We start from the raw sequence: 21,640 nt of genomic DNA, 5'->3' as shown, positions 1-21,640 counted from the left end.
TGGGACAAAAAGGACGTTGTGATGAAAACGAAAGCGATGGTATTGGGTCTGGCAGTGACTGGCGCGGCCATGCTTGGCGGCTGCGCGGTGTATCCCACGCCGTACGGGCCTGAAGTTGGCCCGGCCCCGGTCGCGGTGGCGCCGGCGCCGGTGTACGTATCACCGCCGGCGGTGGTGGTGCGGCCCGCGTATGGCTACTACGGTGGCGGGTACTACGGTGGTTACTATGGTCGCCGGTACCGGCACTGGTAAGCTGGCGCGCGTAAGCGCCTGAAGCATGATCCTCTCTTCCACGCGTGGGGGAGGGGAGGAAAGCAAGGGGCAAAGGTCAGTCGCTCGCGCTGCCGTTCAGCCCGCCCCATCCTGGCGCGAGCGTTTCACCGACATCGCGCAGGTCCACCAGGTCAAGTACGCGGCCCACGGTATGGTCGACCAGTTCGGCGATGCTTTGCGGCTTCTGGTAGAACCCGGGGACTGGCGGAAACACGATGCCGCCCATCTCGGTAACGGCGGTCATGTTGCGCAGTTGGGCAAGGTTCAGCGGGGTTTCGCGCACCATCAGCACCAGCTTGCGACGTTCCTTGAGCGTAACGTCGGCGGCACGGGTGATCAGGTTGTCGGACAGGCCATGGGCCACGGCGGCCAGCGTGCGCATCGAGCACGGCGCCACGATCATGGCGTGGGCGCGGAAAGATCCGCTGGCAATGGTTGCGCCGATATCGCGCACGTTGTGAACCACATCGGCCAGCGCTTCCACTTCCGCGCGGCCGATGTCGAGTTCGTGCTGCAGGTTCATGATGCCGGCCGGCGACATCAGCAGGTGCGTTTCCACACCGCTCACATCGCGCAGCACCTGCAGCAGCCGGACGCCGTAGACGGCGCCGGTGGCACCCGTGATGGCGACGATCAGCCGTTGCGGCGCGCCGCCTTGATTCACAGGCATGGCAGTTCCAGGCAGGCTCAGGCCTTCAGCAGCGATTGCAGTTCGCCGTTCTGGTACATCTCCATCATGATGTCCGAGCCGCCGACGAACTCGCCGTTCACGTACAGCTGCGGAATCGTGGGCCAGCTGGCGTATTCCTTGATGCCCTGGCGGATGGCCTCGTCTTCGAGCACGTTGACCGTGGTCGGCGCGTCGACGCCACAGGCCTTCAGGATCTGGATCGCACGGCCCGAGAAACCGCACATCGGGAACTGGGCGGTGCCCTTCATGAACAGCACGACGGGGCTGCCCTTCACGATCTGGTCGATCTTCTGTTGTACGTCACTCATGATGAAAACGGTCCGGTTGCATGGGGGATCAGCGGATTTTACCGGAATCGCGCGCCGGCATCAGGTAGGGGTATCAGCCAGTCGCCGGCCAGCTTTCAACCGGGCAGCCGGCCGCCGCTGCAGCGCTCGTTGCCGCCCAGGTCGCGTGCCGTGAACACCTCTGCAAAGCCGGCGCTGGTCAGCAGGTGGCGCGTGGCGTAACCCTGGTCGTAGCCATGCTCCATCAGCAGCCAGCCCTGCGGCAGCAGCCGCTGGGTGGCGCCGGCGACGATGGCCCGCAGGTCGGCCAGGCCGTCCTCGTGGTCGGTCAGGGCGTCGATCGGCTCGAAACGCAGGTCGCCTTCGGCCAGGTGCGGGTCGCCCGCCGCGATATAGGGCGGATTGCTCACGATCAGGTGAAACCGCTGCCCCGGCGGCAGCGCGTGATACCAGTCCGACACCAGGAAGCGGATATTGTCGGCCTGCAACGCGCGGGCGTTGTCCTGCGCCACCATCAGCGCGCCGCGCGAAATGTCGGTGGCCCAGACCTCGGCGTCGGGCCGCTCGCGGGCGATGGTCACGGCCAGGATGCCCGATCCGGTGCCCATGTCCAGCACGCGGGGCGTATGGATGCCAGCCAGGCGGGCCAGCGATGCCTCGGCAGCCACTTCGGTGTCCGGGCGAGGAATCAGCACATCGGGCGTGACGCGGAACGTGCGGCCGAAGAACTCGCGTTCTCCCAGCAGGTAGGCCATTGGCTCGCCGGTCAGCCGGCGCGCCAGCAACGTGGAAAATGCATCACGTTGTGCGTCATTGAGATGGTCCTGGTCGCGGGTGATCAGTTGCGTGCGCGTGAGCCCGGTGACATGGGACAGCAGCATGCGCGCCTCCAGCGCCGGCAGGCCGGCCATGGCGGCAAGCGTCTGCGCTTCGCGCAGGGTGGGCGTGGACGGCAGGGGCGGAAAATCGCCCGGAGGATTGGAGGACATCGGCGGTACGTCTGGGACAATCGGCGGCCGGTTTGCAAAAAACCCCGCCGGGCCTGGGCCTGGCGGGGTTCTGCGTGGCTCTGCTTTCAGGCGCCTAGTGTAAGCCCAATCGGGCCTCATTTCCGCGCGCGTCTGCGTAGGGCTATTACTTGTTGACGGCGTCCTTGGCCTTGTCGGCCGAGCTGTTGACGGCGTCCTTGGTGGCTTCCTTGGCGTGGGCCATGGCATTGCCGGCGTCTTCGCGGGCCTTGTCGGCGGCTGCGGAGACATCCGAGGCCACGCCGCTGGCGGCGGCCTTGGCAGCGTCGGCGGCGTTCGAAGCCGCAGCGGCGGCGTCGCTGGCAGCGGCCTTGGCCGATTCGGCGGCATTCTGCATGGCGCTGTCAGCGTTGGATTGCGGAGCCTCTTCCTTCTTGCCGCAGGCGGCAACGGAAATGGCAGCGGTAAGCATCAGCACGGCGAGCAGCTTGTTCATGATTTCGTCCTTGTGTGTCTGTTGGAGGAGTGACATCCAGCCAGACTTCGATGCCCCCAACGCGCCATGTCTTGCAAAAGTGACGTATTGGGGTGGTCTGGTCGAAATCGATTATAGACACCGCTTTTTTACAAGCCAGTGCTGTTTCAAGCATTTACCTACGTTACAAACTCCGGCGCCCCCGGATTCGGTCAGGATTCCTCGCCCAGCGCCGCCAGCTGGTCGGCCTGGTGCTCGGCGGCCAGCGATCCCACCAGCTCGTCGAGGTCGCCGTCCATGATCATGTCGATCTTGTACAGCGTCAGGTTGATGCGGTGGTCGGTCACCCGGCCCTGCGGGAAGTTGTACGTGCGGATGCGGTCGCTGCGGTCGCCCGAGCCGATCAGGTTGCGACGCGTGCTGGCTTCCTTGGCCTGCGCTGCGCGCAGCTGGCCGTCCTTGATCCGCGCGGCCAGTACCTTCATGGCCTTTTCCTTGTTGCGGTGCTGGCTGCGGTCGTCCTGGCATTCGACCACGATACCGGTGGGCAGGTGGGTCAGGCGTACGGCGGAGTCGGTCTTGTTCACGTGCTGGCCGCCCGCGCCCGACGCGCGAAACGTGTCGACGCGCAGGTCGGACGGATTGATCTCCACCTCGCCCACTTCGTCGGCTTCCGGCATTACGGCCACGGTGCAGGCCGACGTATGGATGCGGCCCTGCGCTTCGGTGGCGGGCACGCGCTGCACGCGGTGGCCGCCCGACTCGAACTTGAGCTTCGAGAACGCGGCAGCACCGGCAATGCGCACGATGACTTCCTTGTAGCCGCCCAGGTCGGATTCCGATTCGCTCATGATTTCCACCTGCCAGCGCTGGCGTTCCGCATAGCGCGTGTACATGCGCAGCAAGTCGCCCGCGAACAGCGCGCTTTCCTCGCCGCCGGTGCCGGCGCGGATTTCGAGCAGCAGGTTGCGGTCGTCGTTGGGGTCCTTGGGCAGCAGCAGCGTCTGCAGCGACTTTTCCAGGCCTTCGAGCCGGTCTCGCGCCGCAGCGATCTCGTCGGCGGCAAAGTCCTTCATCTCGGGATCTTCCAGGAGTGCCTGCGCGGTGGTCAGGTCGTCCTGCGCCTGTCGATACTGCCCGTACTGCTCGGCCACCGGCGACAGTTCGGCATGCTCGCGCGACAGCTTGCGGTACTGGTCCATGTCCGCCGTTGCCGTTTCGCTGGCAAGCAGGGCGTTGACTTCATCGAGTCGCTCGGCCAGCTGGTCGAGCTTGTGGAGCATGCTGGGTTTCATCGGTAGCGGAATCGGGATGCTGGGGAACGCGGTGGCGCGGCCACGGCGCGGATCGGCGGGCGGATGCCCGGCGGCGCCGGCGGACGCCAGCGCGGCATGGACGGCGCGGCTAGCGCTCGGAGTGACTGCTGTGGCGGAACAGACCCGGCACCAGGCGCAGCAGTGCGTCGCGGTCTTCGCCCTGGGTGTGGTTCAGCGCGTGCGTGGGGCCGTGCAGGAACTTGCGGGTCAGCGCGCCGGACAGCGCGTCGAGCACGGCGGCCGGATCGTCGCCACGCGCCAGCATGCGGCGGGCGCGCTCCAGTTCGGCCTGGCGGATGGCTTCGCCGCTGGCCTGCAGGTCGCGGATCACGGGCACCACGCTGCGGGTTTCCAGCCAGTGCATGAAGTTCTGCACGCGCGATTCGATGATCGCCTCGGCCTGCGCCACGGCAGCCTGGCGCATCGCGTTGCCTTCGCGCACCACGGCGCCAAGGTCATCGACGGTATAGAGGAACACGTCGTTCAGGCGCGCAACTTCGGGCTCCACGTCGCGCGGCACGGCCAGGTCGACCATCATGATCGGGCGGTGCTTGCGGCGCTTGACCGCGCGCTCCACGGCACCCAGGCCGATGATCGGCAGCGAGCTTGCGGTGCACGACACGACGATATCGAATTCATGCAGGCGCTCGCCCAGATCCTGCAGGCGGATGGCCTGCGTGGTCAGGCCCTGCCCGGCCAGTTGCTCGGCCAGCCTCTCGCCGCGTTCCACGGTGCGGTTGGCGACCACCACCTGGCGCGGCTTCTGCGCGGCAAAGTGCGTGGCGCACAGTTCGATCATCTCGCCCGCGCCGATGAACAGCACGCGCTGCGTCGACACGCTTTCAAAAATCCGCTGGGCCAGACGCACGGCGGCGGCAGCCATCGATACGGAGTGCGCGCCGATCTCGGTCTGGCCGCGTACTTCCTTGGCCACCGCGAACGTGCGCTGGAACAGCTGGTTCAGGTACGTGCCCAGCGCGCCGGCTTCGCCAGCGGTGCGCACTGCGTCCTTGAGCTGCCCCAGAATCTGGGTTTCGCCCAGCACCATCGAGTCGAGCCCGCTGGCCACGCGGAATGCATGGCGCACGGCTTCGGACTGGGGCAGGGCGTACAAATGCGGCGCCAGGTCGCCTGCGGGCACGTTGTGATGCTGGGCCAGCCAGCGCAGCGTGTGCTCGAACCCTTCCTGACCCGGCTGCAGCACATCGGTGGCGCAGTAGATCTCGGTACGGTTGCAGGTGGAAAGAATGGCGGCCTCGGTGCCATTGCGCCCAGCCAGGTGGGTGCGCAGCGCGCCAAGTGCGGGTTTGATCTGCTCAAGCGGAAACGCCACACGCTCGCGGAGCGAGACGGGTGCCGTGGTGTGATTGATACCGATCGCGAGCAGTTGCATTTGTGGGGTTGGGTTGCCATCCGGAACGGTGCCGGAAGCGCTGGTCATTATACCGCCACGTTACAAAGTTGCAGGGAACCCCGAGCGCGGCCGGGCAACTGCAGTATCGTTACGCCACATCCACTTTTGCTGTGGATCAAAAGACATGGGAGTTGGAATGTTCGGACTGGCAATAGTGGGCGCAGCGGTGGGTTTCGCCGGACGGCTGTTACACCCGGCGGGCCGCGTCGTCACTGTGCCGACCGCGCTATTGCTGGGCGTGCTGGGTGCACTGGCCGCGTTCTATGGCGGGCGCGCCGCGCATCTGTTCACGGATGGGCAGATCCTGGGATGGGGCGCCGCCATTGCCGGCGCCGCGCTGCTGGTGGCGGTCTGGGGCGTGGCCCGCCCGCGCCGGTAATTTCAGAACGAACCAATTTGGCGGGAATCGGATTTCGCGCCGATGTGCCCGGTCAGGCCCTTGCGTCCAGGAACCTGCGCAGGATGGCACTGGAATAGTGGCTGGCCACGTCGCGCAAAAACGACGAAAAATCGACGTGTGCCGTATCGTCCGCACGATCCGAGACGGTTCGCATCAATGCGTAGGGCACGCCATATTCGTGGCAGATTTGCGCCAACGCGGCGCCTTCCATCTCCACGGCCAGCAAGTCCGGCAAGGCCTGTCGCAAATTGGCAACGTCCGCTGGCGCGTTGATGAACTGGTCGCCGCTGGCAATCATGCCGACGTGCAGGCGCGGCTGATCGACGCCGAAACGGGCCAGCACGCCATCGGGCACCTCGGTGGCGAGATCGTCGCGCAGGAACTGCTCGGCCGCGCTGCGTAGCGCAGCGGTGAGTACGGGGTCGGCCGGAAATTCGGCCCGCCCCAGCAACGGCACCTCATGGCGCGGAAACAGCGGGCGGGCGTCCAGGTCGTGCTGGATGGTGCGGTCGGCCACGACGATGTCCCCAACCTGCACGTCAGCGCCCACTCCGCCTGCAAGCCCCGTAAATACGATCTCGTCGACGCCAAACTCCCGGATCAGCGTAACCGTGGTGGCCGCGGCCGCCACCTTGCCGACACGCGCCAGCACCAGCACCACGGGCTGGCCGTGCAGCGTGCCGCGGTAGTAGTCGCGCATGCCAATGGTCTGCATGGTGGCGCGTGCGTCTTCGTGGCGCATCGCCGCGATCAGGCCGTCAACTTCGTGATGCAGGGCGGCGAGGATGCCGAGAGTCATGGTGCGGTGGGGAACGGAATCGAAAACGGCGCCAGCTTACCGGCGCGCGGATCGATGCGAAAGCCGGGCCGAACTGTGGGCAGCGTGCGACATTCGAACATGACAATCGTGTCCGATTGTGTGCTCCGCAATACATGGCGTTACAATCCGTCGCTTTTAATGCGAGTCATTCGCATTCTTATTTTCAATAAGCAACGAGAGAGAAATCCATGTCAGTCCGCGCCCGGGGCCGCGTTCGCCGCTCGCACGTCCTTCAGATGACCACCCTTGCCCTGAGCATGCAGGCCGCCAGCCTTGCCATTGCCCAGGAACAGGTGCCGGCCGCCGAGCCGGCCCACCACAGCCTGCCCGTGGTGACGGTCAGCGGCAGCAGCGGCGTGGAATCGCCCACAGGCCCGGTGCAGGGTTTCGTCGCCAAGCGGGCGGTGACGGCCACCAAGACCGATACCCCGATCATCGAGACGCCGCAGTCCATCACGGTCATCACGCGCGACCGCATGGAGCTGCAGGGCGCGCAGTCGGTGGCGCAGGCGGCCGGCTACACCGCGGGCGTGACCACGGCCGGGTTTGCCAATGACAACCGCACCGATACGATCAAGATCCGCGGAACCGATTCCACCCAGTACCTGGACGGCCTGCTGAACGCCGTGGGCTTCTACAACAACACGCGCCCCGACCCGTACGCGCTGGAGCGCATGGAAATCCTGAAGGGGCCGTCGGGCATGCTGTACGGCCAGGGCGCCGTTGGCGGCATCGTCAACCTGGTGTCGAAGCGGCCGCAGGCCGAGGCGGCGCGCGAGATCGGCGTGAGCTTCGGCAACTACAACCGCAAGCAGATCCAGGCCGACTTCACAGGCCCGATCGATGCCGATGGCAAGTGGCTATACCGCTTCGTGGCGATGGCCCGCGACAGCGATGCGTCGGTGGATTACGTGAAGGACAACCGCTATTTCATTGCACCGTCGCTGACCTACCGGCCGAACGCCGACACCGAGTTCACGCTGCTCGCCAATTTCCAGAAGGACGACAGCGGCACGATGATCGGCTTCTTCCCGTGGCGCGGTACGCTGATCGAGAATCCGGCCGGCCAGATCCCGCAGAACTTCTTTGTCAGCGAGCCGGGCTTCGACAAGTACACGGCCGAACAGCACGCCGTGGGCTACCAGTTCTCGCACCGCTTCAACGACACCTTCACGGTGCGCCAGAACCTGCGCTACTCGCACAGCACGGTGGACTATCGCAGCATCTACACCACCGGCTTCACCGGCGCCACGCATGGCTGGGTGCCGGGCAGCGACACCATGCTGCGCCGCGTGCTGTACCTGAACCAGCCGACGCTGAACCAGTTTGCCGTGGACACCCAGGGGCAGGCGAAATTCCGCACCGGCCCGGTGGGCCACACGTTCCTGGCGGGCATGGACTACCAGAACAGCGAAAGCACGGGGCGCACCAATGCCAATGGCTCGGCCGCGCCGATCAACGTGTTCAATCCGGTCTACGGCAACTACGTGGCGCCCACGGCCTTCCGCGACGTGCCGGCCGCCAAGCAGATCCAGACCGGCGTGTACCTGCAGGACCAGCTCGAATGGAACAAGTGGCTGCTGATGCTGGGCCTGCGTTATGACTGGTCGCGCGCGGCGCAGGACAACACGCCGTCGGCGTCGCGTGACGACAGCGAGCTGACCAAGCGCTTTGGCCTGATGTACCGCTCCGACTTCGGCCTGAACCCGTATGTCAGCTATGCCGAGTCGTTCCAGGGCCAGGCTGGCTTCAATGTCGACGGCACGGCATTCAAGCCGCTGCGCGGCAAGCAGTGGGAGGCGGGCATCAAGTACCAGCCGCTGGGCAGGAACATGACGCTGACGGCGGCAGTATTCGACATGCGCGAGGAAAACCGCAAGGTGGCCGGCGTGGTCAACGGCATGGCGGGCACGGTGCAGATCGGCGAGGCCCGCACGCGCGGCGCCGAACTGGAGGCGCTGGTGTCGATAGGCCGGCTGGACCTGGTCGCCGCCTACACGTTCCTGAATGCCAGGACGATCGAAGGCTCGGCTGCCGAACAAGGCCAGCGGCTTGCCAGCGTGCCGGCCAACACGGCGTCGCTGTGGGCCAACTACCGCTTCAGCCTGTTCGACATCCCCGGCTTCCTGGCGGGTGCCGGCGCGCGCTACAACGGCCCGAGCACCGACGGCACGGGCAACAACCGCGTGGGCGGCTTCACGGTGTTCGATGCCGTGGTGGCCTATGATCGCGGCCCGGTGCGCGTATCGCTGAACATGAACAACGTGTTCGGCAAGCAGTATGTCTACAGCTGTATCGCGCGCGGCGACTGTTTCTTCGGCACGCAACGCTCGATCATCGGCAACGTGACCTACCGCTTCTGACGGGATGGTTTCCGGCCCGGCGGCACCCCCGGGAGACTTCGGCGCGCCGGTTTGCTAGCATGCAGTCCATGCCGACTCTCGTGGGGATCGCCGGTTGGAAACTCTCACTTCTCGCCGCACCATCCAGCAGGCGCTGGCCGACTGGCGCGCCCAGGGCCGCCTCGGCGCCGCCGACCTGCTGGCGGCCTGGGCGCCGACGCTGCCCGGCCGCGCGCACTGGCATCTCTGGCTGGATCGGGCGCTGCTGATCCTCGGTACCGCGCTGCTGTGCGCAGGCGTTATCGTCTTCTTCGCCTTCAACTGGGCGTCCCTCCATAAATTCGCCAAGTTCGGTCTGCTGGCCGGCCTGCTGACAGTGCTGGCCGGGTTTGCCGCATGGCGTCCTGCCGGCGACATGGCGGGACGGGCGGCGCTGGGCGGCGCGCAGATCGTGTCTGGCGTGCTGATGGCCGTGATCGGGCAGACCTACCAGACCGGCGCCGATGCCTGGCAGCTGTTCGCGCTATGGACGCTGCTGGCCGTGCCCTGGGCGCTGGCGGCACGCGCCGCGCCGCACTGGTGGATCGTGCTGACCATTGGCAACGTGGCGCTGCTGCGGTTCTGCAGCGTGCGGCTGGGCATCGGCGGCATGTTCGAACTGCTGTTTTCGGCGCGATTTGCGCGCGAGACGATGATGTTTTTGCTCGGTGCTTCGATCCTGCAACTGGCCGTCTGGTATCTGCTGGCGGCCCGCGCCGGACGCTGGGGCTTCCAGGGCGCCACCGGCCCGCGGCTGCTGGGCCTGCTGGCCTGCGGCTATGCGGGATGGGTGGGACTGATGAGCGTGCTGACCGGCCAGGTGAATGCCACCGGCCTGTTGGTCAGTGCCGCGGCGCTGGTTGGCCTGGCGGCCTGGTTTCGCTGGCGCGCGTTCGATATCGTGGTGCTGAGCCTGGTGTGCCTGACCGGCATCGGCGTGATCATCTCCGCCGTGGGGCGCTGGCTGGTGGACTTCCACGGCGACTTTGGCGCCTTCCTGCTGCTGGCCTTGCTGACCATCGGCCTGGCCGTGGCGGCGGCCACGTGGCTGCTGCGCGCATGGCGCGAGACCTCGGGGAGCCCCGCATGAGCCAGCCCCGGATCGACCGGACGGAACAGACCGAACGCCCGCTATGGCGCCAGCTGGCCGCGCGTGGCGCGGTGCAGGGCGACTATGCGCCCACGCTGCGCACCCCGTGGCCGATCCGCCTGCTGATGGGCGGCGCAGGGTGGCTCGGGGCACTGTTTTTCCAGATGTTCCTGATTGGCACCGTCTTCGCCACCACGCGCGGTAACGGCCCGGCCATGGCCGTGACCGGCGTGGTGATGATCGGCATCGCCATCGCGCTGTACCGTGTGACCACGCGCGAAAGCGGCCGCATTGCGCTGGGCCAGTTCGCGCTGGCGCTGAGCCTGGGCGGGCAGGGCATGGCGATTGCCGGCGTGGGCGAGGCGCTGGGGTTCCATCGTTTCCTGGAGACGGCGCCGTTCTGGCTGGGCGTGGCGCTGTTCGAAGTGGTGCTCTTCGCGCTGGTGCCGGACCGGCTGCACCGCTTCCTGACGATGCTCGCCATTTGGACGGCGCTGGGCATTGCCGCGTGTGTGGCGCTGGGCGACCTGATCGCGCCGCGCTGGACCGCGATCCCGATGGCGCTGGGTCCGATGACGGCCCTGGCATTTGCCGCGCTGCTGGCTTTTGTCATGCGCGAGGACCAGCTCGCGGCGGCGGGGCGCCTGCCCATGGCCGAGCCGGCCGCCGATGCCACGCTGCTGATGGCGCTGCTGGGCGCGCTGGTGGTGACCGGTTTCGCACATCCGGCCGAACTGATTTTCGGGGTTGACACCCCCTGGCGCGCCCAGGGCGGATGGCTGGCCGGCGCGCTGATCGGGGCGGCGCTGGTGGTCATGGCGCTGCTGGAGTGCAGGCGGCTGGCGCGCAGCGTGCCGGTGGCTGCGACCGTGCTCGCCGTAACCATCGCGTTCAGTGCATTGATGGTCTACGCCCCGGCGGTAACGGCCGGTGTGCTGGCACTGGACGTGGCGCTGCGGCGCGGCTCGCTGCCGTGGCTCGGACTTGCCGTCGCCACGGTGCTGATCGGCTTTGTCTGGTACTACAGCACGCTGCAGTGGACGCTGCTGGCAAAGTCCGCCACGCTGGTGGCCGCCGGCGCGCTGCTGCTGGCAGCCCGCGTCGCGCTGGGCCGCATTGCCAACCAGGAGGCCGTGGCATGAAGCGCTGGATCATCGTGGGATGGCTGCTGACGGTGGGCATTGCCCTGGCGGGCATCGCCGGCAAGGAACGGCTGATGGCACGCGGCGACGTGGTCTACCTTCGCCTGGCCCCGGTGGACCCGCGTTCGCTGATGCAGGGCGACTACATGGCGCTGAATTTCTCGATCGCCAACGAGGTGCGCGTGGCACATGGTACGGAGCAGACCCGTCTGGCACGCGAGGAAGTCATCGTGATTCGCCGTGACCAGCGCAACGAAGGCCACTTCGTTCGCCTGTACCAGGGCGGGCCGCTGGCCGCCGGGGAACGGCTGCTGCGCGTGCAGAATGTGCCGGCGCGCTGGGGCGGCAGTGGCGTGCAGGTGTCGACGGACGCCTGGTTCTTCCAGGAAGGGCAGGCCGAACGGTTTGCCAGGGCGAAATTCGGCGAATTCCGCGTGGACGCCGCCGGGCAGGCGTTGCTGGTGGGCATGCGCGACGAAGCGCTGCGCGGGATGTAGCCGGGCGGTCATGGCCTGCAGCCGGCCGGCTGCTGGTTGGACAGGGGCACCCCTTTGTGGCATAAGAGGTCTTTCGCGCAAGATTCCTCTGCTGGCCCAGCGCCTTGCACTCCGCAACCATGATGTTCGCCAACAGCCGTCTTTCCAGCCCGTGCGGTGCCATGCACCGTGGGCAGGAGTGCGCGCTGTCGCTGCATCGGGCCCTGGGCCTGCTGACGCAACGAGTGGCTCGCGCCGGCCTTTTCCAGGCCGTGCGGGACGCTCGGCCATCATATCCACAGGTCTGAGCACTCCCGTACGGCACCTTGCCAGATGTGGTCCCCAACGGACCACCCCGTCAACGTGAACCCCGGAGTTGCCATGCCACCCATCTATCGCCATACCCTGCTCGCCATGCTGGCTGTTGCCGTGCTGTTCGTCGTACTCGACTAGCTGTGAAGCTTCAATACGTTATTTCCTGACGCTGGAAGTCGGGACATGGGGCGCAAGGCCGACGGCGCGTACCACGTCTATGTCGAGGACGAAGTCCATCAGCGACTGGGAACCCCTGAAATGAAAATCGCCCGCAACCATCACGGTTGCGGGCGATCTCGGCCACGCGGGCAGGGGATGAAGCCCGCCCCGCGCGGCTTAGACGTTGAACAGGAAGTTCATCACGTCGCCGTCGTGCACCACGTATTCCTTGCCTTCGGCGCGCATCTTGCCGGCTTCCTTGGCGCCCGTCTCACCCTTGAACTGGATGTAGTCGGCGTAGGCGATGGTCTGGGCGCGGATGAAGCCGCGTTCGAAGTCGGTGTGGATCACGCCGGCGGCCTTCGGGGCGGTGTCGCCCACATGGATCGTCCAGGCGCGCACTTCCTTCACGCCAGCCGTGAAGTAGGTCTGCAGGCCCAGCAGCGTGAAGCCGGCGCGGATCACGCGGTCCAGGCCCGGTTCTTCCATGCCCAGGTCGGCCAGGAATTCGGCCTTGTCTGCGTCGTCCAGGTCGGCGATCTCGGCCTCGATGGCGGCGCACACGGCCACCACCGGCGAACCGGTGGTCTTGGCGTACTCGCGCACGGCGTCCAGGTGGGGGTTGTTCTCGAAGCCGTCTTCACGCACGTTCGCCACGTACATCGTGGGCTTGGCGGTGATCAGGCAGAACGGGCGCAGCGCTTCCCACTCTTCCGGGGACAGGTCCAGCGTGCGCACGGCCTTGGCCTGGTCCAGCACGGCCTGGGACTTTTCCAGCACGGCCACCAGGCGCTGGGCTTCCTTGTCGCCAGCGCGGGCCGGCTTGATGTAGCGCGCCAGGGCCTTCTCGACGGTAGCCAGGTCGGCCAGCGCCAGTTCGGTGTTGATGACTTCGATGTCCGACAGCGGATCGACCTTGCCCGCCACGTGGATCACGTTGTCGTCCTCGAAGCAGCGCACCACATGCGTGATGGCGTCGGTTTCGCGGATGTTGGCGAGGAACTGGTTGCCCAGGCCTTCACCCTTCGATGCGCCGGCCACCAGGCCTGCGATATCGACGAACTCGACCGTCGCCGGCAGGATGCGCTCGGGCTTGACGATCTCCGCCAGCTTGGCAAGGCGCGGGTCCGGTACTTCCACCACGCCCACATTGGGCTCGATCGTGCAGAACGGATAGTTCTCGGCGGCGATGCCGGCCTTGGTCAGGGCGTTGAACAGCGTGGACTTGCCGACGTTGGGCAGGCCGACGATGCCGCATTTGAGGCTCATGGGAAACCTTTAGAAATCAATGGGTTGCGGTGCGTCTCTGCGCGGCGGAGGGGCGTTCGGACAAGCGAACTGCGATGCCGGGGCAGAGTGGGTCAGGCGGACAGGACCAGCGGATCGGGGCTTTGCTCAACGATCTGTGCTGATGCGGTCGCCGGAAAAACCGCCATTGTAACCCTGCCGGACGCAGCTCTGGCACGGTACGAAGGCCCGCCCCGGGCGCTGCCCGGCGCGCGAGGATACGCATGTACCACTTGCGGCATGCCTGGCGTTTCGCGGGCAGTGCGTGCGCGACCCATGGATCGGGGGCGGCGGCATCTGGCGGCGGTGCGGCCTGGCGTCGCGTTGCCAATGCCGCACCCGTCACGTCGCTATAATCCAGCCATGTCCGGACCTGCCGTGCCGGCGCCCAGCGCCGCCGCCCAATAGATGTCGTCGAATCCTTCTTCCCGCTTCCAGATCGCCGTGGTCGGCGGTGGCATTGTCGGCAAGGCCTGTGCGCTGCTGCTGGCCCAGCAAGGCATGCACGTGGCGCTGGTGGCGCCGCGCCCCGCAGGCGATACCGCGCGCACCGGCGAAGATGACTGGGATAGCCGCATCTACGCGTTCTCGGCCAGTTCGCAGGCGCTGCTCGAGCGGCTGCGGGTCTGGGAAGCGCTGGACCCGGCGCGCGTCCAGCCCGTGCGCGACATGCGCGTCTATGGCGACGAAAGCGCCTGCGAGACCGATCCCTCGCCGCATGGCGACCTCCATTTCTCTGCCTATGCCGCCGCCGTGCCGCAACTGGCCTGGATCATCGAATCGGGCCATGTCGAGCGTGTGCTCGATACCGCGCTGCGATTCCAGCATCAGGTCAAATGGTTCGACGATACGGCCGGACAACTGGAGCGCGATGTCGACGGCGTGACGCTCACGCTGGACGGCGGCGAACGCGTGCGCGCCAATTGCCTGGTGGGCGCCGACGGCGCGCGATCGTGGGTGCGCCAGCAATGCCATATCGGCACCACCCAGCGGCGCTATCGCCAACTGGGCGTGGTCGCCAATTTCCGCTGCGAGCTGCCGCACCAGGAAACCGCGTGGCAGTGGTTCCTGGGCTGCCCCGAAAAGCTGATGGCCGACGAGGAATCGGCCAATGGCGAGATCCTGGCAATGCTGCCGCTGCCCGGCAACCGGGTGTCGATGGTGTGGTCGGCCGACGAGGCGCATGCCCGCGACCTGCTGGCCCTGACGCCCGAAGCGCTGGCCGCCACGGTGGCCCAGGTTGCCAGCGGCGCCGTGGGCGCGCGGTTCGGCGCGCTGCGCTGCATCACGCCGGCCCAGGGATTCCCGCTGGTGCTGCAGCGGGCAGATCACTTTGCCCAGCCGCATGTGGTGCTGGTGGGCGATGCGGCGCACGTGGTGCATCCGCTGGCCGGTCAGGGCATGAACCTGGGTCTGCGCGACGTGGTGGAACTAGGACGGGTCATGGCCGACAAAGAGTCGTTCCGCCATGAGGGCGACCTGCGCCTGCTGCGCCGCTACGAACGGGCCCGCGCCACCGACCTGCTGTCGCTGACCGCGGCCACGGACGGGCTGCACCGGCTGTTTTCGCTGCCCGGCACACCGGCCCGTGTGATGCGCAATCTGGGAATCCGTGCGGTGGGCAGCCAGGGGCTGCTCAAGCGGATCCTGATCGGCCGCGCGCTCGGGTAGCCCGGCCGGCATGGCCCGCTTCACCCGGATCGCCCGGATACACCGAATCCCCGGAAAGCGCGACAATCTCGCCATCCGGCCGCACGGTATGCGGCCAATCCCGCTTTCGGCGATTTACCGATGACACGCAAAGCCGGCACACTGACCGGCATATCGTTACCTGGAGTCAATATGTTGCAACTGTTCCGCCGCCGATCCGCCCGCGTTGCCGCGATCGCCGCCTTTGCCAGCGGTGTGGCCGCAGCGGGCTACGCCCTTCACGCGCTGGCCGCGGACGAACCGGGCACGGACAAGATCAGGCAGTCGATCCAGAAGATGCTGGGCGGCCGCGCCGAGGTGAAGAGCGTGACCAAGGCGCCGGTGCCGGGCCTGTACGAGGTCAACGTCGGCGGCCAGCTGGTCTACACCGACGCCACCGGCCGCTACATCATCAATGGCGAGCTGATCGATACCAAGACCAATACCAACCTGACCGAAGAGCGCCTGGCCGAGATCAACAAGATCAAGTGGTCGGACCTGCCGCTGACCCGTGCCATCAAGTGGACCAAGGGCGACGGCAGCCGCACCGTGGCCGTGTTCTCGGACCCGAACTGCGGATACTGCAAGAAGATCGAGCAGACCTTCCAGCAGATGGACAACATCACCGTCTACACCTTCCTGTACCCGGTGCTGTCGCCGGACTCGTCGGTCAAGGCCAAGCAGGTCTGGTGCTCGGCGGATCGCACCAAGGTATGGCGCGACTGGATGCTGAACCACGTGGCGCTGGTGGGCAACGGCAGCTGCAAGACGCCGATCGACGACAACCTGGCCCTGGGCCAGAGCCTGAACATCTCGGGCACGCCGGCGGTCTTCTTTACCGACGGCACGCGTATCCCGGGCGCGGCAGACGCCGCGACGCTGGAGCGCAAGCTCGCAAGCCTCAAGAAATAACCAGGACGCCGGGCCCCGCCGGCTGTCAGGAACGGCCGGCACTGCCCGGCCGTTTTTCATTTCCGGACGCCCCTGTCCGGACGCCCCTTCTGCCCATCCACAAGAACACGGGAGACAACATCATGACGTTCCAGGCATTGCTGCTGACCCAGGCCGACGACAAGTCCACGCAGGCGCAGATCGCCCAGCTTGAAGAAAGCCAGTTGCCCGAGGACGGCAACGTGCTGGTGGCCGTCGACTATTCGACGATCAACTTCAAGGACGGGCTGGCGATTACGGGCCGCTCGCCCGTGGTGCGCAAATGGCCGATGGTGGCTGGCATCGACGGCGCGGGCACGGTGCTGGAGTCCGGCGATCCGCGCTGGAAGACGGGCGACCGCGTGGTGCTGAACGGCTACGGCGTGGGCGAGGCGCACTGGGGTTGCCTGGCACAGCGGGCAAGGCTCAAGGGCGAATGGCTCGTGAAGCTGCCCGATGCGTTCACCACGCGCCAGGCCATGGCGATCGGGACGGCCGGCTATACGGCCATGCTGTCGGTGCTGGCGCTGGAGCGCGGCGGCGTCAACGGCCCGGTGCGGCCCGGCGATGGCGATGTGCTGGTGACCGGCGCCTCGGGCGGCGTGGGGTCGGTGGCGATCGCCATCCTGTCGAAGCTTGGGTATCGCGTGACGGCATCGACCGGCAAGGCTGCCGAGGCCGACTTCCTGCGCGCGCTGGGCGCTGCCGACGTGATCGACCGCGCCGAACTGAGCGCACCGGGCAAGCCGTTGCAGAAGGAGCGCTGGGCGGCCGTGGTGGATTCGGTGGGCTCGCATACGCTGGTCAACGCCTGCGCCCAGGTGCGCTACGGCGGCGTGGTCACCGCATGCGGGCTGGCGCAGGGCATGGATTTTCCGGCATCGGTGGCGCCGTTCATCCTGCGCGGCGTGACACTGGCCGGCATCGACAGCGTGATGGCCGCGATGCCGCTGCGCGAAACCGCATGGCAGCGGCTGGCCCAGGACCTGGCACCCGACCGCCTGCAGGCCATCACGCGCGAGATCCGGCTGGGCGACGCCATCGAGGCGGGCCGCAGGATCATGGAAGGCGGCATGCGCGGGCGGGTTGTCGTCGATGTGAACGCCTGACGCGCGCGGCTCGGAGAAATCGCACGTCCCCGGCGGGTCCGGGGCGTGACGCTACAATCGTGACCATGACGCCGATCCGCTACGCCATTGCCCCGCTTCAACCGGAAGCCCATCTGTTCGCCGTTACCGTGACGGTGGATGTCCCCGACCCGGCCGGCCAGGTCTTCACGTTGCCCGCGTGGATTCCGGGCAGCTACATGATCAGAGACTTCGCACGCAACATTGTCCGCATCCGTGCCGATGCGGGCCGCGTGAGCGTGCCGCTGACCAAGCTCGACAAGCAGACCTGGCAGGCCGCGCCGCTGCCGCCGCAGGCGGGTCCGCTGACGCTGAGCTACGAAGTCTATGCATGGGACCTGTCGGTGCGCAGCGCGCATCTCGACACCACCCACGGCTTCTACAACGGCAGTTCGGTGTTCCTGCGCGTGGTGGGGCAGGACGAGCATCCCTGTACGGTCGACATCCATCCGCCCGCCGGCGAGGCCTATGCCGACTGGCGCGTCGCCACGGCGCTGCCCGAAGCACGCGGCCCGGGCGGTGCGCGCCGCTACGGATTTGGCCGCTACCAGGCATCCGACTACGACGAGCTGATCGACCACCCGGTGGAGATGGGCACATTCGCGCTGGGCACCTTCCGCGCCTGCGGCGCCCAGCACGACGTGGTGTTCACGGGCCGCGTGCCGCAGCTGGACATGGCGCGCATCTGCCGCGACCTGAAGCAGATCTGCGAGGCGCAGATCCGCCTGTTCGAACCCCGTTCGGCCCGCGCGCCGTTCCTGGACAGCAACCGCCGCTACGTCTTCATGACGATGGTCACCACCGATGGCTATGGCGGCCTGGAGCACCGTGCCAGCACGGCGCTGATGTGCGCGCGCAACGATCTGCCCGTGCGCGGCAACAGCGAGACCAGCGAGGGCTATCGCACGTTCCTGGGCCTGTGCAGCCACGAGTATTTCCACACGTGGAACGTCAAGCGCATCAAGCCGGCCGCGTACGTGCCGTACAACCTGGCGCAGGAATCCTACACGCCGCTGCTGTGGCTGTTCGAGGGCTTTACCAGCTACTACGACGACCTGATCCTGGTCCGCACCGGGCTGGTCACCGAGCAGCAGTATGTGGACATGCTGGCCAAGACCTGGAACGGCGTGCTGCGCGGCAACGGCCGCACCAAGCAGAGCGTGGCCGAAAGCGCCTTCGATGCCTGGACGAAATACTATCGCCAGGACGAGAACGCGCCGAATGCCATCGTCAGCTACTACACCAAGGGTTCGCTGGTGGCGCTGGCGCTGGACCTGACGATCCGCGAGAAGACGCGCGGCCGCCGGTCGCTGGACGACATCATGCGCGCGTTGTGGCAACGCTATGGCCGCGACTTCTACGCGCCGGGCGCCACGCAACGCGGCGTGACCGAAGCCGAGGTGCATGCGCTGTTCGACGATGTGACCGGCCTGCGCCTGGGCAAGCTGCTGCGCGCGCTGACCGAGGGCACCGACGAGATCGGCCTGGCGGCGCTGTTCCGCGGCTTCGGCATCGTGGCCGAGCCGCAGAAGCCGAATGGCAGCGCCGCGCTGGGCATCAAGACCCGTACCGACGACGGCTGGGTGCGCGTGAGCCAGGTGCTCGATGGCGGTGCGGGCCAGCGGGCCGGCGTGTCGGCGGGCGACCTGATCGCGGCCGTGGACGGCCTGCGCGTGGCGCCGGGCCAGCTCGACAAGCTGCTGTCGCGCTACCGCCCGGGCGACCGTGCCGAACTGCACGTGTTCCGGCGCGACGAGCTGCAGGTGCTGCCGGTGACACTGGCGCGCGAGCCGGCCTCGCAATTCAAGGTCAAGCTGGAACCGGGCAAGCATGCGGGGCGAGCGCGCTGGCTGGGCCAGTAACCTGCCTGTCACGGCGCCGCGTCCATCATGATGACGGCGCCCGCCCCCCGCCTGCCCCCAATTTATCCGTTTCTGCCCGGCTTCTAGCCCCCGCCCCATGGAATACGCGCACGACCCCCGCACATTCCTGTTTTCACATTACATCTACCGTGGCCTGCGATCGGCCACGGGCGTGATCGGCCTGACGCTGATCGCGATGCAGTTCATGGACCTGCCCAGTGCCATGGTGGTATCGGTGGGCGCGCTCTGCACGAGCCTGATGGACCTGCCCAGCCCGTTGCCGCACAAGTTCAACGAGATGCTGGCGAGCGTGCTGCTGTGCACGGCGGTGACCGCGCTGGTGGCGCTAGCCACGCCATTCCCGCGCGTGATGCCGTTCGTGCTGGTGCTGGTCACGTTCCTGGCCGGCATGATGACGGTCTACGGCAACAAGACCATGCCGCTGCAGTTCTCGATGCTGTTCGTCATGACGCTGACGATCAACGAGGAATTCGTGGTGCGCAAGGCGCTGGAGCACTCGGCGCTGTTCGGGGCAGGCGCCCTGGGCTACCTGCTCTATGCGATGACCGTCAGCTGGATCATGGAGCGCCGCACGAGGCAGCAGATTCTGGCCGAATCGCTATACGAGATGGCGGGCTACCTGGAGATCAAGGCTGCCTTCTACGACGCAGGCACCGACTACGACGAGCAGTTCAACCGGCTGGTGCGCCAGCAGATCGTGGTGGCCGAGCGCCAGCAGGCTGCCCGCGACATGGTGCTGCGCGGCAACAAGACGCCGCACGACGGGCTGCTGGTGCAGGTTCACCTGCGCATGCTCGATATCTACGAATACCTGCTGTCGACCAATACCGATTACGCGCTGCTGCGCCAGACCTTTGGCGGCACGCCGGTGCTGGACGGGTTGCGCCGGCTGGTGCTGGGCCTGTGCAAGGACCTGGAGGAAATCGCCTACGACGTCACGCGCGGCCGGCCCTCGTACAGCGCGTTCGACTATCGTCCCGACCTGCGCAAGGTGGAAGAGGAAATCGAGCAGCTGCGCCATCACCATGTGTCGCCAGCGGCGATGAATGCGCTGCGCGACACGCTGGAAATGATTCGCGGCGCCATCACGCTGGTGGGCCAGTTGCACGAGGCATCGCGTACGCCGGTGGAGCCGGGCCAGGTGCTGCCGGGATCGGACATGACGCCGTTCCTGACACGGCAGAAGTACGAATTCGGCGTGGTGCGCGACAACCTGCACTGGCGCTCGCCCGCCTTCCGCTTCGCGCTTCGCATCACGATGGCCGTGGCCGTGGGGCTCTGGCTGGGCGACCGCCTGCCGTATGCGTCGCACAGCTACTGGATCCTGCTGACCATCGTGGTGATCCTGAAGCCGAACTTCAGCATGACCAAGCAGCGGTACAACGACCGCCTGATCGGCACCCTGATTGGCTGCATCGTCAGCGTGGGCATCCTGCGCTGGGTGCACGAGCCGCTGCTGCTGATCGGCATCCTGTACCTGGCACTGGTGGCCAGCGCCGCGTTCGTTCAGATCAAGTATCGCTATACGGCCATTGCCGCCTGTATCCAGGTGCTGATCCAGATTAACCTGCTGATCCCGGGCAGCCAGACCGTGGTGGGTGAGCGGCTGGTGGATACGGTGATCGGCGGCATCATCGCGTCGATTTTCAGCTTTGTGCTACCAAGCTGGGAATACCGGGCGATTCCGAAGCTGGTCGAGAACGTGCTGCAGGCCAATCGCCGCTACATCGCGGCCACGCGCGACCTGCTGACGCGCAAGGCCAAGGACGACTTCGCCTACCGCGTGCAGCGCAAGCAGTTCATGGACAACCTGTCGGCGCTGATCGGGTCGTTCCAGCGCATGCTCGACGAACCGCGCAGCCGGCACCGCGCCGTGGACAACCTGAGCCGCTTCATCGTGCAGAACTACCTGGTGGCGGCGCACGTGGCGGCCGCGCGTATCCAGGTGCGGCAGCACTACGGCGAACTCGATGTGCCGGCTGCCGAGGCCGCGATCGAGCAGGCCACCAATGCCGCGCTGCGGTCGCTGACACTTGCCAGCGAACGGCTGGCGGGCGAGGAACGGCACGGCCCGCGCGGCGCCGGCTTTATCCGGACGCCGGCCGAGACGGCGGTGGCGGGGGTGGGGCTGGTGCATGAAACCGTGCCGCCGTCGGCCACGGCTGGCGCGTCTGCTCCGGCGCAGCAGGTGTCGGACGACGAAGCCAGCGAGCGCCGCGCCCGCATCGCCGATTCGGCGGATCGTCGCAAGGCCGACGTGCTGGCCCAGGCCGCCGCCGCCGGCGAGATCGGCGCCAACGAACCGCTGCAGAAGACGCAGGACCAGCATGCGGCCTCGTCGGCCAGCGCGTCGGGCCGCGCGTCCAATGCGCTGCTGGAACGGCGCCTGCGCGCGCTGCGGGAAGATGCGGCCAAGATCGCGCTGCGAACCGGCGCCATTGGGCGGGCGATCAGGGTGCCGCTCAAGAGCTGAGACGCAGGCGCCCACCGGTTGATTCGTGCGGCGACGGTTTTCTC

Annotated in this window: 19 protein-coding genes; 11 read left to right on the top strand and 8 right to left on the bottom strand. The window is 67.0% G+C overall.

Going from position 1 to position 21,640, the window contains the following annotated elements; genetic code table 11:
- Positions 1 to 21: 21 nt before the first annotated feature.
- A complete protein-coding gene (locus A9J21_RS30815; RefSeq protein ID WP_231906860.1) occupies positions 22 to 252 on the top strand; it encodes a hypothetical protein in 231 nt (76 codons plus the stop codon).
- Between the two features lie 76 nt (positions 253 to 328).
- Here A9J21_RS30815 and A9J21_RS08670 read toward each other — a convergent pair whose 3' ends face one another.
- The 6 genes from A9J21_RS08670 to hemA form a co-directional block, all read right to left on the bottom strand.
- On the bottom strand, positions 329 to 943 hold the full coding sequence (locus A9J21_RS08670; RefSeq protein ID WP_066734072.1) for a UbiX family flavin prenyltransferase: 615 nt from the start codon (positions 941 to 943) through the stop codon (positions 329 to 331).
- Positions 944 to 960: 17 nt separating this feature from the next.
- Positions 961 to 1,272: a Grx4 family monothiol glutaredoxin gene (grxD, locus tag A9J21_RS08665; RefSeq protein WP_029050703.1), complete on the bottom strand. Its 312-nt coding sequence runs from the start codon at positions 1,270 to 1,272 to the stop codon at positions 961 to 963.
- 95 nt (positions 1,273 to 1,367) lie between these two features.
- Complete coding sequence (gene prmC, locus A9J21_RS08660) at positions 1,368 to 2,240, bottom strand: peptide chain release factor N(5)-glutamine methyltransferase (RefSeq protein ID WP_066734069.1); 873 nt, start codon at positions 2,238 to 2,240, stop codon at positions 1,368 to 1,370.
- Positions 2,241 to 2,385: 145 nt separating this feature from the next.
- On the bottom strand, positions 2,386 to 2,715 hold the full coding sequence (locus A9J21_RS08655) for a hypothetical protein (RefSeq protein WP_066734133.1): 330 nt from the start codon (positions 2,713 to 2,715) through the stop codon (positions 2,386 to 2,388).
- 191 nt (positions 2,716 to 2,906) lie between these two features.
- Positions 2,907 to 3,989, bottom strand: a complete 1,083-nt coding sequence (gene prfA / locus A9J21_RS08650; RefSeq protein ID WP_066734066.1) for a peptide chain release factor 1 — start codon at positions 3,987 to 3,989, stop codon at positions 2,907 to 2,909.
- Between the two features lie 109 nt (positions 3,990 to 4,098).
- A complete protein-coding gene (hemA, locus tag A9J21_RS08645; protein WP_066734063.1) occupies positions 4,099 to 5,403 on the bottom strand; it encodes a glutamyl-tRNA reductase in 1,305 nt (434 codons plus the stop codon).
- Positions 5,404 to 5,560: 157 nt separating this feature from the next.
- Here hemA and A9J21_RS08640 point away from each other — a divergent pair, with 157 nt between their 5' ends.
- On the top strand, positions 5,561 to 5,803 hold the full coding sequence (locus A9J21_RS08640; protein WP_066734059.1) for a hypothetical protein: 243 nt from the start codon (positions 5,561 to 5,563) through the stop codon (positions 5,801 to 5,803).
- Positions 5,804 to 5,855: 52 nt separating this feature from the next.
- On the opposite strand, the gene A9J21_RS08635 is transcribed toward A9J21_RS08640, so the two are convergent.
- Positions 5,856 to 6,623: a 5'-methylthioadenosine/adenosylhomocysteine nucleosidase gene (locus A9J21_RS08635; RefSeq protein ID WP_066734056.1), complete on the bottom strand. Its 768-nt coding sequence runs from the start codon at positions 6,621 to 6,623 to the stop codon at positions 5,856 to 5,858.
- Positions 6,624 to 6,880: 257 nt separating this feature from the next.
- On the opposite strand from A9J21_RS08635, the gene A9J21_RS08630 reads away from it, so the two are divergent.
- From A9J21_RS08630 to A9J21_RS08615, 4 genes are all read left to right on the top strand, one after another.
- Complete coding sequence (locus A9J21_RS08630; RefSeq protein WP_082926310.1) at positions 6,881 to 9,007, top strand: TonB-dependent siderophore receptor; 2,127 nt, start codon at positions 6,881 to 6,883, stop codon at positions 9,005 to 9,007.
- A 94-nt stretch (positions 9,008 to 9,101) separates the two neighbouring features.
- On the top strand, positions 9,102 to 10,115 hold the full coding sequence (locus A9J21_RS08625; RefSeq protein ID WP_066734047.1) for a DUF2157 domain-containing protein: 1,014 nt from the start codon (positions 9,102 to 9,104) through the stop codon (positions 10,113 to 10,115).
- Positions 10,112 to 11,257, top strand: a complete 1,146-nt coding sequence (locus tag A9J21_RS08620; protein WP_066734044.1) for a DUF4401 domain-containing protein — start codon at positions 10,112 to 10,114, stop codon at positions 11,255 to 11,257. Before A9J21_RS08625 ends, A9J21_RS08620 begins: the two co-directional genes overlap by 4 nt.
- A complete protein-coding gene (locus tag A9J21_RS08615; protein ID WP_066734041.1) occupies positions 11,254 to 11,754 on the top strand; it encodes a GDYXXLXY domain-containing protein in 501 nt (166 codons plus the stop codon). Before A9J21_RS08620 ends, A9J21_RS08615 begins: the two co-directional genes overlap by 4 nt.
- Before the next feature lie 630 nt (positions 11,755 to 12,384).
- On the opposite strand, the gene ychF is transcribed toward A9J21_RS08615, so the two are convergent.
- The gene (ychF, locus tag A9J21_RS08610) at positions 12,385 to 13,476 is read right to left on the bottom strand and encodes a redox-regulated ATPase YchF (protein ID WP_066734038.1); all 1,092 of its coding nucleotides are present in this window, start codon (positions 13,474 to 13,476) and stop codon (positions 12,385 to 12,387) included.
- A 426-nt stretch (positions 13,477 to 13,902) separates the two neighbouring features.
- On the opposite strand from ychF, the gene A9J21_RS08605 reads away from it, so the two are divergent.
- The 5 genes from A9J21_RS08605 (at position 13,903) to A9J21_RS08585 (ending at position 21,596) form a co-directional block, all read left to right on the top strand.
- A complete protein-coding gene (locus A9J21_RS08605; protein ID WP_066734035.1) occupies positions 13,903 to 15,165 on the top strand; it encodes a UbiH/UbiF family hydroxylase in 1,263 nt (420 codons plus the stop codon).
- A gap of 171 nt (positions 15,166 to 15,336) precedes the next feature.
- Entirely contained in the window at positions 15,337 to 16,095 is a 759-nt protein-coding gene (locus A9J21_RS08600) for a DsbC family protein (protein WP_066734032.1), read from the top strand.
- Positions 16,096 to 16,217: 122 nt separating this feature from the next.
- The gene (locus tag A9J21_RS08595) at positions 16,218 to 17,222 is read left to right on the top strand and encodes an MDR family oxidoreductase (protein WP_066734029.1); all 1,005 of its coding nucleotides are present in this window, start codon (positions 16,218 to 16,220) and stop codon (positions 17,220 to 17,222) included.
- A gap of 65 nt (positions 17,223 to 17,287) precedes the next feature.
- A complete protein-coding gene (locus A9J21_RS08590) occupies positions 17,288 to 19,102 on the top strand; it encodes a M61 family metallopeptidase (RefSeq protein ID WP_066734025.1) in 1,815 nt (604 codons plus the stop codon).
- A 97-nt stretch (positions 19,103 to 19,199) separates the two neighbouring features.
- Positions 19,200 to 21,596: an FUSC family protein gene (locus A9J21_RS08585; RefSeq protein WP_066734023.1), complete on the top strand. Its 2,397-nt coding sequence runs from the start codon at positions 19,200 to 19,202 to the stop codon at positions 21,594 to 21,596.
- Positions 21,597 to 21,640: the final 44 nt, after the last annotated feature.

This window comes from Cupriavidus sp. D384 (assembly GCF_001652915.1).
Taxonomy (GTDB): Bacteria; Pseudomonadota; Gammaproteobacteria; order Burkholderiales; family Burkholderiaceae; genus Cupriavidus.
This window is presented reverse-complemented; position numbering and strand designations above follow the sequence as displayed.